The organism is Aedoeadaptatus nemausensis (assembly GCF_903819165.1).
In the GTDB taxonomy this organism is placed as follows: Bacteria; Bacillota; Clostridia; order Tissierellales; family Peptoniphilaceae; genus Aedoeadaptatus; species Aedoeadaptatus nemausensis.
In genome coordinates this window covers 184,279-197,854 of the sequence record NZ_CAIJCS010000014.1, presented here as the reverse complement: position 1 = coordinate 197,854, position 13,576 = coordinate 184,279, and the positions used below count along the sequence as shown (strand labels likewise).

General features: G+C 43.2%; 16 protein-coding genes. 14 read left to right on the top strand and 2 right to left on the bottom strand.

What is annotated here, in order from left to right; translation table 11 throughout:
- Positions 1-12: 12 nt before the first annotated feature.
- Genes recG through PEPTYR26121_RS02150 form a run of 4 tightly spaced genes read left to right on the top strand, consistent with a single transcriptional unit; the run spans position 13 to position 3,573 of the window.
- A complete protein-coding gene (recG, locus tag PEPTYR26121_RS02165) occupies positions 13-2,040 on the top strand; it encodes an ATP-dependent DNA helicase RecG (RefSeq protein ID WP_180498765.1) in 2,028 nt (675 codons plus the stop codon).
- Between the two features lie 56 nt (positions 2,041-2,096).
- The gene (rsmD, locus tag PEPTYR26121_RS02160; protein WP_180498763.1) at positions 2,097-2,651 is read left to right on the top strand and encodes a 16S rRNA (guanine(966)-N(2))-methyltransferase RsmD; all 555 of its coding nucleotides are present in this window, start codon (positions 2,097-2,099) and stop codon (positions 2,649-2,651) included.
- Positions 2,652-2,654: 3 nt separating this feature from the next.
- The gene (coaD, locus tag PEPTYR26121_RS02155) at positions 2,655-3,134 is read left to right on the top strand and encodes a pantetheine-phosphate adenylyltransferase (protein WP_180498761.1); all 480 of its coding nucleotides are present in this window, start codon (positions 2,655-2,657) and stop codon (positions 3,132-3,134) included.
- 4 nt (positions 3,135-3,138) lie between these two features.
- The gene (locus tag PEPTYR26121_RS02150) at positions 3,139-3,573 is read left to right on the top strand and encodes an ATP synthase subunit B family protein (RefSeq protein ID WP_180498760.1); all 435 of its coding nucleotides are present in this window, start codon (positions 3,139-3,141) and stop codon (positions 3,571-3,573) included.
- 22 nt (positions 3,574-3,595) lie between these two features.
- Here the strand turns inward: PEPTYR26121_RS02150 and PEPTYR26121_RS02145 are convergent, their stop codons facing one another.
- Positions 3,596-4,723, bottom strand: a complete 1,128-nt coding sequence (locus PEPTYR26121_RS02145) for a nucleotidyltransferase family protein (protein WP_180498758.1) — start codon at positions 4,721-4,723, stop codon at positions 3,596-3,598.
- A gap of 95 nt (positions 4,724-4,818) precedes the next feature.
- Here PEPTYR26121_RS02145 and PEPTYR26121_RS02140 point away from each other — a divergent pair, with 95 nt between their 5' ends.
- The 3 genes from PEPTYR26121_RS02140 to rpmF all read left to right on the top strand — a co-directional run bounded on the left by PEPTYR26121_RS02140 (position 4,819) and on the right by rpmF (position 6,787).
- Positions 4,819-6,009 carry an acetate kinase gene (locus PEPTYR26121_RS02140; protein WP_180498756.1) on the top strand — a complete coding sequence of 397 codons (1,191 nt, stop codon included), beginning with the start codon at positions 4,819-4,821 and terminating at the stop codon, positions 6,007-6,009.
- A gap of 62 nt (positions 6,010-6,071) precedes the next feature.
- Positions 6,072-6,596 (top strand): YceD family protein, encoded by a 525-nt coding sequence (locus tag PEPTYR26121_RS02135; protein ID WP_180498753.1) that lies wholly within the window; start codon positions 6,072-6,074, stop codon positions 6,594-6,596.
- 2 nt (positions 6,597-6,598) lie between these two features.
- Complete coding sequence (gene rpmF / locus PEPTYR26121_RS02130) at positions 6,599-6,787, top strand: 50S ribosomal protein L32 (RefSeq protein ID WP_180498751.1); 189 nt, start codon at positions 6,599-6,601, stop codon at positions 6,785-6,787.
- A 35-nt stretch (positions 6,788-6,822) separates the two neighbouring features.
- On the opposite strand, the gene PEPTYR26121_RS02125 is transcribed toward rpmF, so the two are convergent.
- Entirely contained in the window at positions 6,823-8,052 is a 1,230-nt protein-coding gene (locus PEPTYR26121_RS02125; RefSeq protein WP_180498749.1) for an aminopeptidase, read from the bottom strand.
- A 181-nt stretch (positions 8,053-8,233) separates the two neighbouring features.
- On the opposite strand from PEPTYR26121_RS02125, the gene rpsB reads away from it, so the two are divergent.
- From rpsB to rseP, 7 genes are all read left to right on the top strand, one after another.
- Positions 8,234-9,010: a 30S ribosomal protein S2 gene (rpsB, locus tag PEPTYR26121_RS02120; protein WP_180498747.1), complete on the top strand. Its 777-nt coding sequence runs from the start codon at positions 8,234-8,236 to the stop codon at positions 9,008-9,010.
- A 79-nt stretch (positions 9,011-9,089) separates the two neighbouring features.
- Positions 9,090-9,734: a translation elongation factor Ts gene (gene tsf, locus PEPTYR26121_RS02115; protein WP_180498745.1), complete on the top strand. Its 645-nt coding sequence runs from the start codon at positions 9,090-9,092 to the stop codon at positions 9,732-9,734.
- A 14-nt stretch (positions 9,735-9,748) separates the two neighbouring features.
- The gene (gene pyrH, locus PEPTYR26121_RS02110; protein WP_180498743.1) at positions 9,749-10,456 is read left to right on the top strand and encodes a UMP kinase; all 708 of its coding nucleotides are present in this window, start codon (positions 9,749-9,751) and stop codon (positions 10,454-10,456) included.
- A gap of 12 nt (positions 10,457-10,468) precedes the next feature.
- Complete coding sequence (gene frr / locus PEPTYR26121_RS02105) at positions 10,469-11,029, top strand: ribosome recycling factor (protein WP_180498742.1); 561 nt, start codon at positions 10,469-10,471, stop codon at positions 11,027-11,029.
- 52 nt (positions 11,030-11,081) lie between these two features.
- Positions 11,082-11,795: an undecaprenyl pyrophosphate synthase gene (gene uppS, locus PEPTYR26121_RS02100; RefSeq protein WP_180498740.1), complete on the top strand. Its 714-nt coding sequence runs from the start codon at positions 11,082-11,084 to the stop codon at positions 11,793-11,795.
- Positions 11,795-12,565 carry a phosphatidate cytidylyltransferase gene (locus PEPTYR26121_RS02095; RefSeq protein ID WP_180498738.1) on the top strand — a complete coding sequence of 257 codons (771 nt, stop codon included), beginning with the start codon at positions 11,795-11,797 and terminating at the stop codon, positions 12,563-12,565. Before uppS ends, PEPTYR26121_RS02095 begins: the two co-directional genes overlap by 1 nt.
- A gap of 8 nt (positions 12,566-12,573) precedes the next feature.
- Positions 12,574-13,572, top strand: a complete 999-nt coding sequence (gene rseP, locus PEPTYR26121_RS02090) for an RIP metalloprotease RseP (RefSeq protein ID WP_180498736.1) — start codon at positions 12,574-12,576, stop codon at positions 13,570-13,572.
- The last annotated feature ends 4 nt before the right edge of the window (positions 13,573-13,576 follow it).

Sequence of the window (13,576 nt, the reverse complement as noted above, 5' to 3'; positions counted from 1 at the left end):
ATTGGAGGAACTATGTTAGATGCTGATGTAAAAAATGTATCGGGCGTAGGACCGAAGATTGCAGAGCGCCTTAAACGATTAGATATTCATACGGTGGAAGATTTACTTTATACCTTTCCTTACCGCTACGAAAACCGAACAGAGCTCGTAGATTTTGAACACGCTTCCTTCGAGGAACCTAAGATGTATAGAGTTCGCATAATGGGAAAAGAAAAAGTTCGTTATTTAAAAAAGGGCTTAAAGATGCAGAATTTTAAAATTAGCGACGGAAACTCCCAAGCGGAACTTACTTTCTTTAACATGCCCTTTCTCGACAAACAATTGCGAGTGGGAAATGACTACTATATTTACGGGAAGCCGAAATTCTTTAATAGAAAGCTTCAATTCACAGGTCCTAAGCTTTTTACGGAAAAAGAGCGCAAGGAGGCTATGCGCATTTCGCCCATATATCCTTTAGTTGAAGGAATACAACAAGGACGTATGCAAAAGCTGATGAGTGAAGCGTTGGCAAGTTTTGAGATTCCTAAGATTATTCCGGATTATCTTTTAAAACGCTACGGCTTGCTCTCCGAGGAAGAGGCGCTGAAAAGCATCCACCGTCCAAAGACCATGGATGAAGCTCTCCTGGCTCGTCAATCCCTAATTTTTTCGGAATTTTTGTGTTTTCAACTCGCTTTAGGTCGTTTCGACGAGAAGCGAGGTGCGGAAGGATTTTCCATGAATGAGGAAAGCCTAAGCGATCAAATTCTCGAGAATTTACCTTTCGAATTGACGGAAGGTCAAAGGGAAGCTTGGGAGGATATAAAGAAAGATATGGCTTCCGATGAGCGCATGGAAAGGCTCGTACAAGGCGATGTAGGGAGTGGAAAGACTGTGATAGCCTTTCTCGCTATGGCTCGCTGTGTGGCCAGCGGCTATCAGGCTATGATGATGGCGCCTACGGAGATCCTTGCCAAACAACACTATGCAGATGCCTTCGAACACTTTATGCCTATGGGCGTAAAAGTAGAGCTCTTGACGGGATCGACTAAACCTGCCAAGCATCGTGAAATAATAGAAAACTTTAACAATGGTTCCTGCGACATTTTAATCGGAACCCATAGTCTTTATAATGAAGACATACAATCCGATCACTTAGGGCTTACGATTACCGACGAACAACACCGTTTCGGCGTAATGCAAAGGGAAGCACTACAAGAAAAGCAATCGAAAAGCGATCGTTTGATTATGACGGCGACGCCCATTCCGAGGAGCCTAGGCATCGTTATGTATGGAAACACTTCCATCTCTTCGATTCGAACCATGCCGAAAGGACGAAAGTCCGTGGAGACCACGCTTATAGGTGACGGAGATCTTGAAAAAGCCTATGGTTTTATCGAATCTTATTTGAAGAGCGGGCAGCAAGTTTATATCGTATGTCCTCTTATCGAAGAAAATCCGGAGCTTTCCCTGCACGCCGCAGAATCGGTTTACCGGTATTTTTCGACAGAGCGCTTTAAAGATTACAGCGTCGGGCTCCTTCACGGACAACAATCTCCCGAAGAAAAAAATGAAGTTATGGAGGCTTTCGAGTCGAATCGCCATCAGATTTTAGTATCTACTACCGTCATCGAAGTAGGCGTTAATGTGGTAAATGCCAATTTACTCTTTGTGTTCGACGCCGATCGTTTCGGCTTAGCCACGCTACATCAATTGCGAGGGCGTGTGGGCCGGGGCAATAGTCAGGCTTACTGCATTTTGCACTCGGCGAATCAGTCAACAAAAACGCAACAGCGTCTCGGAATTATGGCCGCTTCAAACGACGGATTTTATATTGCGGAAGAAGATATGAAACTTAGGGGAGGCGGTGATTTCTTCGGCACTCGCCAATCTGGAATGGTGAGCTTTCGCATAGGCGATCTATTCGAAAATATGGATATTATGCGCTACGCTAAAATCGAGGCAGACGCCATTTTAAAAGGGGAACATTTGAATGCTGAAGAGCAACCGGATCTATTAAACGGCGTCTTGGCTTATGAAAAAAGAACATTAGGTATTTAATGTTACGATAAATTGTCAACGATAAGGGAATATGCTAGAATTTAGGGGAGGATATTATGCGTGTAATTGCAGGTGAGGTAAAAGGTCGACGACTGAAGACGCCGAAGGATAATCGCATCCGTCCGACGGAAGATCGAATTAAAGAAAATATTTTCAATGTGCTCTTCGGTCCCTTCAGTGGAACCGTTGTTTTAGATCTTTTTGCCGGAACCGGACATATGGGAATAGAATTTCTAAGCCGCGGTGCCGATATCTGCTGGTTTTGTGACAATCACCCCGATAGCCTACGCCTTATCCAAGAGAATCTTTCTTTGACCGAATACGGGAATAGAGGACATGTTGTGAACGGCTCTTATGAAAAATGTTTAAACATGGCGAAGGAAAAGGGCTTACAATTTGACTACGTCTATATAGATCCCCCCTACGATCAAAAGAAATTTTATGATGAATCGGTGCGCATCATCGCACAAGAGAAACTTCTGGCAGATGGTGGGCGGATTATCATGGAAGCACCGAATATCTATGACTTTTCGGAGTATGAGCATTTAGTGCTCCTTCGAAAGAAGAAGTATGGTAACAAAAATATTTGGATTTACGAAAGTTGTGATTAAGAAGTGAAAGTTATCTATGCCGGGAGTTTCGATCCGGTAACTTACGGGCATCTCGATATTATTTTAAGGGCACGTAAAGTCTTTGGAGAAGTCGTGGTCGCCGTTTTAAATAATAAGAAAAAGACCGGTTTTTTTACAATTTCCGAGCGACTGGCACTTCTTGAAAAAACATTGGAGGGCGAAGATAATATCGAAATAGAAAGTTTCGAAGGTCTGCTCGTCGAATATGCTAAGAGTAAGAATATCGGTACAGTAGTGCGCGGACTGCGTTCCAATTCCGATTTCGAAAATGAATATATGGTAGCCATGGCGAATAAAAACTATGGCACCGATTTGGAAACAGTTTTCTTACTTACTACTCAGGAACACTTATTTATAAGTTCGTCGCTTGCGAGAGAGGTAGCAGCTTTTGACGGTGATACATCCTTATTTGTTCCGGAGATTGTGGGAAAGGCAATGAAAGAAAAAGTGAGAGAGAGGTAAAACTATGGAAGTCATGCGTTACATTGAGGATCTGAAAGATTTATTGGAAGTAAGTTCTACTATCCCCCTTACGGGAAAGACTATGGTAGATAAGGAAGAAGTAACGGAACTTTTAAACCGTATCGAATCCCAATTCCCTCAAGATATGGCGGAGGCCCAAAGTATTCGCGATCGTAAAGATGAAATCTTTAATGACGCCAATATGCAGGCTAAACAGATTATTCAAGCGGCTCATGTAGAAGCCAAGAAATTAGTCGACGAAGATGAAATTACTATGGAAGCTCAAGAGCAGGCGAGAGAAATTATGATTCGCGCCGAAACGGAAAGCGAACAGATTCGCCATTCGGCAAGAGAGTATGTAGACGGTCTGTTGGAAGATACGCAAGTTCATCTATCCGAAATGATTAAGACCATCAACGAAAACAGAAAAGAGCTTTAAAAAACGGCCTTGTGGCCGTTTTTTATCTGCCTTTAAAGAGGCGATTTATAGAAGAATAGGTGAGAATGCTCCAGAGATTCATGGCCTTTTCTTCATACAGTAAAAATTTCTGATTTTGAGAGGAAAGTTTTCGAGCGTCTTTATAATTGGTAAAGAGGGTTACGTCGGACTCCTTCATATCTTTTAAAAAAGTTCTTCCCTGTTTAGAAAAAGCTAATACGTGAAAAGCGCTCTGGTTCTTGACGGCATCTTGAACATCTATCGATGTCATGTTTAAGAAGCGGTGGAGGAGCAGTCGGGAAATTCTCCAGCGAGAATATCGTTTGGTCTTCGTATTCTCCAAAAACTCTTCAAATGAATTAAATTCACCTAGGGATTTTAAGATGCGATCGTCAATTCCTTTTTCGTAACCGTCGTAAAGACTCCAGTCACGGGATCTATCTAAACTTAAAGTGCGGTAAAGAAGATATAGAGATTCCAGCAAACGATCTTCAGAAAATTGGGGAGGGGTTCCGGCGCAAGCCTTTGCCAATTCTTGCGGGTTATTATGGAAATTCTTTCGAATATAAGAGGCGCTGACTAACGGGCGATCACTTTCTTTTACTCTTTCAATGGGACGAAACTCAATAGTAGAGTTTAGCTTTTTAAGGGCTTTAAAATAGCCGTAGGCGAGAATGGCATTGGATTGAAAGAGGTCTTTCCAAAGTGCATTCTCTGCCTCGAGAGCTGCTAAATATGACGTGCTGAAAGATTTTCCCTGCGCCAGGGATTTTTTTACTCGTTGAGAAAAGGCCGGTTTCTTCTCGTAATCGTAAATTTGTTGAAATAAATCCCTATTGCCCCATTCCGTGCCGCAAAAAACGGCATCGATGGATCCGAGTTTTTCGGCGACAGTCATGGCACCGTGGGAAAACATCTCGCCATAGCTCGAAGCGATCTGTATGGGAAGTGTAATGACAACATCGGCTCCATTTTTCACGAGATCCTGCGACCGCGTAAAGGGATCGGTAATGACGGGGAGGCCCCGCTGGGTAAAGGGACCGCTCATTAGGATGATGATGCGGTAGCCTTCTTTTTTAGCTTGCTCGATTAAATATACATGGCCATGATGCAGAGGATTGGTTTCTGCAACGATTAATGCGTTTTTCATAGTTTTTCATTCCTATTCAGCTCATAGTTTAGACATCGGCTCTTTATATGATATAATAACTAAGGAAAATTTTGAAAGTACTGAGGAGGAAATGTATGAATATTTTAGTCATTAACTGTGGCAGTTCTTCTTTGAAATACCAATTAATCGATATGGATAAGAAAGAAGTTCTAGCGAAAGGCTTGGCAGAACGTATCGGTATCGAAGGTGGCCGCGTAAAATACGAAGCAGCCGGAAAAGATGAAATCGTCATCGAAGAAATGTTAGCCGATCACAAAGCTGCACTTAAGATCGTTCTCGATTCTTTAAAACACGAAGATTACGGTGCGGTTAAGAGCTTGGATGAAATCGATGCAGTCGGTCACCGCGTCGTTCACGGCGGTGAAGCCTTTGCTGAATCGGTCGTAATCGACGAAAAAGTAATGCAAGCGATTAACGACAATGTTGAAATTGCTCCTTTACACAACCCGCCGAACATTATCGGTATTGAAGCTTGTAAAGAAATTATGGGCGATGTTCCCATGGTTGCAGTTTTCGATACGGCATTCCATCAATCCATTCCCGAGTTGAACTATATCTATGCATTACCCTACGAATACTACGAAAACTACAAAGTACGTCGCTACGGTTTCCACGGCACCAGTCACCAATACATTACCGAACGTGCAGCGGAAATGCTCGACAAAGATCTCAATGAAGTAAACCTGATTACTTGCCACTTAGGTAACGGATCCAGCATCAGTGCCGTTAAAGGCGGAAAATGCTTCGATACGTCTATGGGCTTTACGCCACTTGAAGGCCTTGCCATGGGTACTCGCTCCGGCGACTTGGACCCGGCCATCATTCCCTTCATCATGGATAAAGAAAAACTATCCACTGAAGAAATGAACAATGTATTAAATAAGAAGAGCGGCGTACTAGGCGTAAGCGGCGTTTCCAGCGACTTCAGAGATTTGGAAGAAGCTGCCGAAAAGGGAAATGACCGTGCACAACTTGCATTGGATATTTTCGAAAACCGCGTACGTAAATACATCGGTGCTTATTTAACTGAAATGGATCACTGCGACGGCATTATCTTTACTGCAGGTGTAGGCGAAAACTCCATTACCACACGGGAACGTGTCGTAGACGGCTTGAAGAGCTTAGGAGTTGAAATCGACAAAGAAAAGAACAATATGCGCGGAAAAGAAGCTGTCGTCAGCACCGACGCATCTTCCATTCCCGTTCTCGTTATTCCCACAAACGAAGAACTGAAGATCGCCATGGAGACTGCAAAACTCGTATAAACTCTTGACAATCGGTCTTTTTCTGTCATATAATAATGTGCAGCAGTTTTAGAGGTGATACCATGCGTACCGATATTTCTGAATTTTTAAGGGGAAATGGCATCCAAAAATCTGTTTCCGGCGAACTCTCGCCTGAGGACAGTCCTTTAGATGTTGAAGGCTTAGGTCTGGAAGATCCTGTAAATTATCAACTGGATATTTACAAGGTCGACGGAGACCTGGATGTGGATGTACATGTTGATTATACTTTTAACAGCCGTTGCGATCGTTGTTTAAAACCGATGCAAGAGGATGTTGAAAGTATGTCCCATATGGTGGTCACAACTGATCCTGACGAAGAGATCGAAGCCAATGTCTTAGTTGTGGATTCACTTGAAGCATTCCCCTTAAGAGAATTGGTATTCTCACAAGTTATAACCTCAGTTCCGACAAAGATCTTATGTGATTCGTCATGTAAAGGGCTTTGCCCGGTCTGCGGTGAGGATTTAAATGAACATCCCGATCACGAATGTGAGCAGGAGGGAATCAGTCCCTTTGAATCCTTAAAAAATTTATTTGATAATGAGTCTGAAGATAGGGAGGTGTAGAAATGGCAGTACCTAAGAGAAAAACTTCAAAACAACGTAAAAATAAAAGACGTGCATCTTCTTATCGTCTAAATAAAGCAACTATCGTTGAGTGTCCTAACTGTCACGAAACAAAATTGCCCCACCGTGTCTGCCCGAGCTGTGGATACTATGCAGGCAAAGAAGTTATTGCTAAAAGCGAAGAAATCTAAAAAAAGCTTCCGTTCATCGGAAGCTTTTTTCATGCTTAAAATGCCCAATTGCCGTCTTTAAATACGACGATCTCTTGACCCTCTTCGGTTTTGCCGACAATAGACATATCCTTGGAGCCCACCATAAAGTCAACGTGTACGAGACTGTCATTTACGCCCAATCCTTCGAGTTCTTCTTTCGAATATGCATCGGCTCCTTCTAAACAGGTGGGGTAAGCTCTTCCGAGAGCCAAGTGGCAAGAAGCGTTTTCGTCGAATAAGGTGTTATAGAAAAGTTGATTGCGGTTAGAAATGGGGCTGTCATAGGGAACGAGAGCTACTTCGCCTAAGCGCTTCGCGCCGTCATCAGTTTCCAATAGATGTTTTAGCGTATCTTTCCCGGTCTCGGCGTCATAGTCAACGACGGAACCATTTTCAAAACGCAAATAGAATTTATCGATTACATTGCCGTTATAGGCTAGAGGCATGGAAGCGTAGACTATACCGTTTACGCCACTGGCGTGGGGAAGCGTAAAGACTTCTTCTGTAGGAATATTGGCGACGAAAGGACTGCCGTCGGGCGTTGTACTTCCGCCTCCTGCCCACAAGTGATTTTTCGGGAGCTCAACGACTAAGTCTGTACCGAGGCTATTTCGATAGTGAAGAGATTTGAACTTATAATCGGTCATTTTTTTGGCCAAAGAGTTAACACGGTCCATGTGTTCTTTCCAAGTTTTAACGGAGTTTTCCGTTACCCGTGACATATCGAAAATAGCATCCCACAACTTTTCGATAGCTTCCTCTTCTTGAAGCTCAGGATATACTTTCTTCGCCCAAGCTTTCGTCGCTACACCGGCAACTGTCCAGGGATTTTTGTCACTCATCATAGCTTCGGAATAAAACTCCATTGCCTTGCTCCTGTTCATGATGGTGGCTTGAAGGACTTTGGGATCGACAGATTTTAACAGATCGGGATCGGTCCCCGTAAACGATAAGAATCCTGCACCTTGATCGAGATAATAGCGAAACATTTCTTTCTGATATTCCGGTACATTATTTAATACTTCTTGTGGAGCGTGTTTATAACGCATAAGAGTCAAATCGTCGTCGCTCCAGATAATATGAACATCACTAGCGCCGTTTAAATAAGCGTGTTTTGCCGAGAGGACAGCCAATTCGCGGCCTTCAATCGGGGAGCGTATAACGAGCGGTTGTCCTTCTTTTATTTGAATGCCTACTTTTATGAGCGTTTCGGCGTAGGCATCGAGTCTTTTTTTCAGATTCATAAATTCCTCCTTTATCTTATATATGGAATTATATCATAATTACTCCGGGAACCTTGCGCAGCCAATAGGCTCATGTTATAATATATCGGTACAAATACACACATGGGGCGAGAATATAGCCGTTGCTGAAAAGTAGCTGTATTTTAAAACCTCATGGAGGACTAAACAATTGGAGGTAAAAATGTCTGTAGTATCAATGAAGAGCCTGCTCGAAGCAGGTGTCCACTTCGGTCACCAAACCAGAAGATGGAACCCGAAAATGAAGAAATACATCTTCACAGAACGCAATGGTATTTATATTATCGACTTACAAAAAACCGTCGGTAAGATCGAAGAAGCTTACGACTTTGTTCGCGAAACTGTTCAAGACGGCGGCCAAATTTTATTTGTCGGCACTAAAAAACAAGCACAAGATGCCATTGAAAAAGAAGCTAAACGTTGCGGTGAATTCTATATCAACCAACGTTGGTTAGGTGGTCTTCTTACTAACTTCCAAACGATCAAAACCAGAATTGAACGTTTAAAAGATTTAGAAGAAATGGAAACAGACGGCCGTTTTGATGTACTTCCCAAAAAAGAAGTTATCGGTTTACGCCACGAAAGAGAACGTCTCGAAAAGTTCCTCGGTGGCATTAAAGATATGAACGGACTTCCCGATGTAATGTATGTTGTGGATCCGAAAAAAGAAAACATCGCCGTTAAAGAAGCACAAAAGCTTGGTATTCCCATCGTCGGTATCCTCGATACAAACTGCGATCCCGATGAATTAGATTACCCGATTCCCGGCAATGACGATGCCATCCGTGCCGTTAAGTTAATTACCGAAACAATGGCAAATGCCGTTATCGAAGGCAAGCAAGGTGCTCAAGACGACGCCGAAGTTGAATCCGAGCAACAATCCAAAGTGGAAACTGAAAATCAAATCACGGATAGTGCGGCTGAAACAGAAGAACAATAATAAGGAAATTTATAAGAGTTCTGAGCCAACGGAACTCTTATTTTTTTGAAAATCATAGAATTTTATAAGGGGGACTATCATGGAAATTACTGCAAAAATGGTCAAAGAACTTAGAGACAAAACTGGCGCCGGTATGATGGACTGCAAGAAGGCTCTTAAAGATTCCGACGGCGACATCGAACGCGCAGCGGACATTTTAAGAGAACAAGGCCTTAGCAAGGTTGCGAAAAAGAGCAATCGTATTGCAGCTGAAGGTATTGTAGAGAGCTATGTTCACAACAACCGCATCGGCGTTTTAATCGAAGTTAACTCCGAAACCGACTTTGTCGCTAAAAACGAAGACTTCAAAGAGTTTGTTCGCGACATGGCGATGCAAGTTGCTGCAACCAATCCCAAATATGTTACTCGTGAAGAAGTTTCCCAAGAAGAACTTGATCATGAACGTGCCGTATTAAAAGAACAAGCTTTAAATGAAGGCAAACCCGAACACATCGTTGAAAAAATGGTGGAAGGTCGTTTAGAAAAATTCTATCAAGAGATTGTCCTATTGGATCAACCTTATATTAAAGATGGCGACGTTACCGTTAACGAACTTTTAACCAATTTAGTCGCTAAAATCGGTGAAAAAATCAGCATCCGTCGCTTCTGCCGTTATGAAGTAGGCGAAGGTATGGAAAAACGCACCGAAGACTTTGCTGAAGAAGTAGCAAAGCAAATGCAATAAATCGGATTTAGACCATGGAACCTAGATACAAAAGAATTGTCTTAAAGTTGAGCGGGGAAGCCATGGCTGGCGAAAAGGGAATCGGCATCGATTCCTCGACCGTTCGATTATTTGCAAGAGAAATTAAGAAAATATCCGAAGAAGGTGTAGAGACTTGCATCGTCGTCGGCGGCGGCAATTTCTGGCGCGGTCGCGACAGCAAGGATATGGATCGTGCAACGAGCGACTACATGGGGATGCTCGGTACGGTCATGAACGCTTTGGCCCTTCAAGATGCCCTGGAGCAAATGGATGTTGTGACGCGTGTGATGACGGCTATCGAAATGAAACAGGTAGCCGAGCCATATATTCGTCGCCGCGCCATTCGCCATTTAGAAAAGGGTCGAGTGGTTATTTTCTCCGGCGGTATAGGAAACCCCTATTTTTCCACCGACACGACGGCTGCTCTTCGTGCAGCTGAAATCGACGCCGATGTTATTCTCCTTGCAAAAAAAGGCACCGACGGAATTTACGATTCCGATCCGAATCTTAATGCCGATGCCGTCAAGTTCGAAAGCTTGAGTTATTTCGATATTTTAAGCAAAAACCTCAAGATAATGGATTCTACGGCAACTTCTCTATGCATGGAAAACGACATTCCTCTTATCGTCTTTGGCATCGACCAATCGGAAAATATTTTCGACGCGGCCATGGGTAAAGAGTTGGGAACTTGTGTTAAATAAGGAGGATTATGTATGGAGTTCAATGACGTAAAACAGGAAATTCGTACGAAAACCCAAAAAACAGTTGATCGCTTAAAAGAAGATCTAGGCTCCATTCGCGCCGGACGCGCCAACCCGAGCTTATTGGACAGAGTTACGGTAGAAGCTTACGGACAGCAAACGCCTCTTAATCAAGTGGCGGGAATTACCGCTCCGGAAGCTCGTTTACTGACTATCCAACCTTGGGACGCATCCTTAATTCCCGCAATCGAAAAAGAGATTTTAAAGTCCGACTTAGGGCTTAACCCCTCTAACGACGGAAAACTGATTCGTCTCGCCATTCCGGCTCTAACAGAAGAGCGCCGTAAGGAAATGATCAAGGTCGTAGGAAAGGATGCCGAGCAATCCAAAGTCGCCGTGCGCAATATTCGTCGTGACGCCATCGATATTATTAAAAAAGCTGAAAAGAATAAAGAAATCTCGGAAGACGAATTAAAAGTCTACGAAGAAGAAGTTCAAAAGCTGATCGATGCAGCTATTAAAGATATCGACACCGTCGCCAAGGCAAAAGAAGACGAATTACTTGAAATCTAAATAAAACTTAATAGAGCCCCCTTACGGGGGTTCTTTCTTTTTAGGGGGAACTATGGACTCTGATAAAAAAGCTATGCCCAAGCACATCGGCATTATCATGGACGGTAACGGTCGCTGGGCAAAAAAAAGAGGATTACCGAGAACTTATGGCCATAAGGAAGGGGTCAAACGAGTTCTTGATATTGTACGAGAAGCCTATCGACTGGAGATTCCTTATCTATCGCTCTATGCTTTTTCTACGGAAAACTGGAAGCGGCCACAAAAAGAGATCGACAATTTAATGATACTGTTACAGAGTTTCTTAGTTAAATATATCGATGAGTTGGTGGAGAACCGGGTAAAATTAAATATAATGGGCGATATTTCCGCTCTCGACGGAAAGACGAGAGATTTAGTGGAAATGGCTCTCGATCGTACATCGAATGGCGATAAAATGATTTTAAATATCGGATTAAACTATGGCGGACAAGATGAAATCGTAAGAGCTGCTCGCCGTATAGCCTCCCTCGCTCAAGAAGGCGAGCTGGATCCCGAGTCTATCGACAAAACTCTGTTTCAGTCCCTTCTGTACACGAAAGATCAGCCGCCACTCGATCTTTTAATACGACCGAGCGGAGAGTTGAGGGTAAGTAATTTTATGCTCTATCAATTAGCTTATAGCGAGTTCTGGTTTTCGAATGTACTTTGGCCGGATTTTGATGAAGGAGTATTCAACGCCGCTATAGATGACTATCGTACGAGAGACCGAAGATTTGGAGGGCTGTAATGAATAATTTTCTAAAGCGCTCGTTGACGGCTGTGGTTTTATTGGCATTGCTCGCCGTCATTTTATACTTTGGAGGTCACGTGCTTCGCATTGCCGTCCTCCTGTTTTCTCTCGAGCTATGTCACGAACTTTCTCAAGCTTTTAAACATAAAGGACACGATATACCCGAGCATTACATTCTATTGTCGTGCTTTATTCATTTTGCCGTATTTCTTCTGTCATGGCCTGCCTTCTTAGCCTTTTCTGTTTCCACCTTCTTACTCGTACTTTATTATTTAAAAAGTCCACAATTTACGCTGGAAGAGTTCGGTCTTTGCATGTTGATATTAGTCTATGTTCCCTATTTTCTCTTTCCCATATTAAGTCTCGAGAAAACTTTTTACCTCTACCTGGTCTTCATTATTGCAGTATCTACCGATACTTTTGCCTATTTAACGGGTATGGCTTTCGGAAGACACAAACTGGTTCCTTCCATCAGTCCGAACAAAACTGTAGAGGGAGCCGTAGGTGCCGTCGTTTGTACCATTATCGTCGGTTTAATTTACTGTCGATTCGTGGGCATCTCTATCGATTGGATGCACGCATTGTTTATAGGAGTAGCATCCGTTACAGCTCAGCTCGGCGATTTGTTCGCCTCTAAAATGAAGAGGGCTACAGGTATAAAGGATTACGGCCATATGCTGCCGGGTCACGGAGGCTTTATGGATCGTTTCGACAGTATTTTAATGATAATACCGATGGTGTATATGCTCTATCGGTTTCCCCTTTAGGAGGTTATATGGCAAGTTTATTAGGTACTATATTTGTATTCGTTTTAATCATCGGACTACACGAGTTCGGCCATTTCGGTATGGCGAAACTTGTGGGGATTCGTGTCAACGAGTACTCCATCGGCATGGGACCCTTGCTCTATAAAAAACAAAAAGATGAAACCCAATACAGTATAAGGGCTCTTCCCCTGGGAGGCTATGTAGCCATGGAAGGGGAAGAGGACGAGTCCGACGACCCGCGAAGTTTTAATAATGCCGGGCTTCCGCAGCGCGCCGCCGTCATTGCCAGTGGCGCCGCTATGAATTTCGTCCTCGCCATCGTTGGTTTCACGCTCTTTACGCTTATTAGTGGCTATCCTACCAACACTGTAGGGGAGGTACTCCCGGACACCCCCGCCGCAACAGCAGGTATAAAGAAAGGGGATGTTCTTCTTTCGGTAAATAGTGAGCCCGTAAAAGAATGGAATGAATTTTCTGCTCTCATCGCCGAATCAAAAGAAGATGTAACCGTTGGTTATAGTCGCAGCGGAGAGGAACAGGAAATTACGATAAAGCCTGCCGCAAAAGACGGTAGACGCTATATCGGTATTAAGCCGGAAAGCGAACACCATCCTCTACGCTCCGTAAAAGATGGTTTTACTATGACGGGGAAAGTGATCGTGACCATTTTTGACGTGCTAAAACAATTATTTACAGGCGATCTTGGGGTGGACAAATTGTCCGGCCCGGTTGGTGTAGTAAAAATTATCGGCGATTCGGCAAAATTCGGATTCGGATCACTTATGTTTATTATGGCCTATATATCGACCAACTTAGGGGTAATGAACTTGCTTCCCATTCCTGCACTTGACGGAGGAAAACTTTTATTCATTTTAATCGAAGCCATTACAGGCAGACCTGTTGATAAAAAAATAGAGATGACTTTATCGTTTATTAGTTTTGCGCTCTTAATCGGTCTAATGATTTATGTTACGATATTCGGAGATATTGCGCGCTTTTTAAACTAGAAAG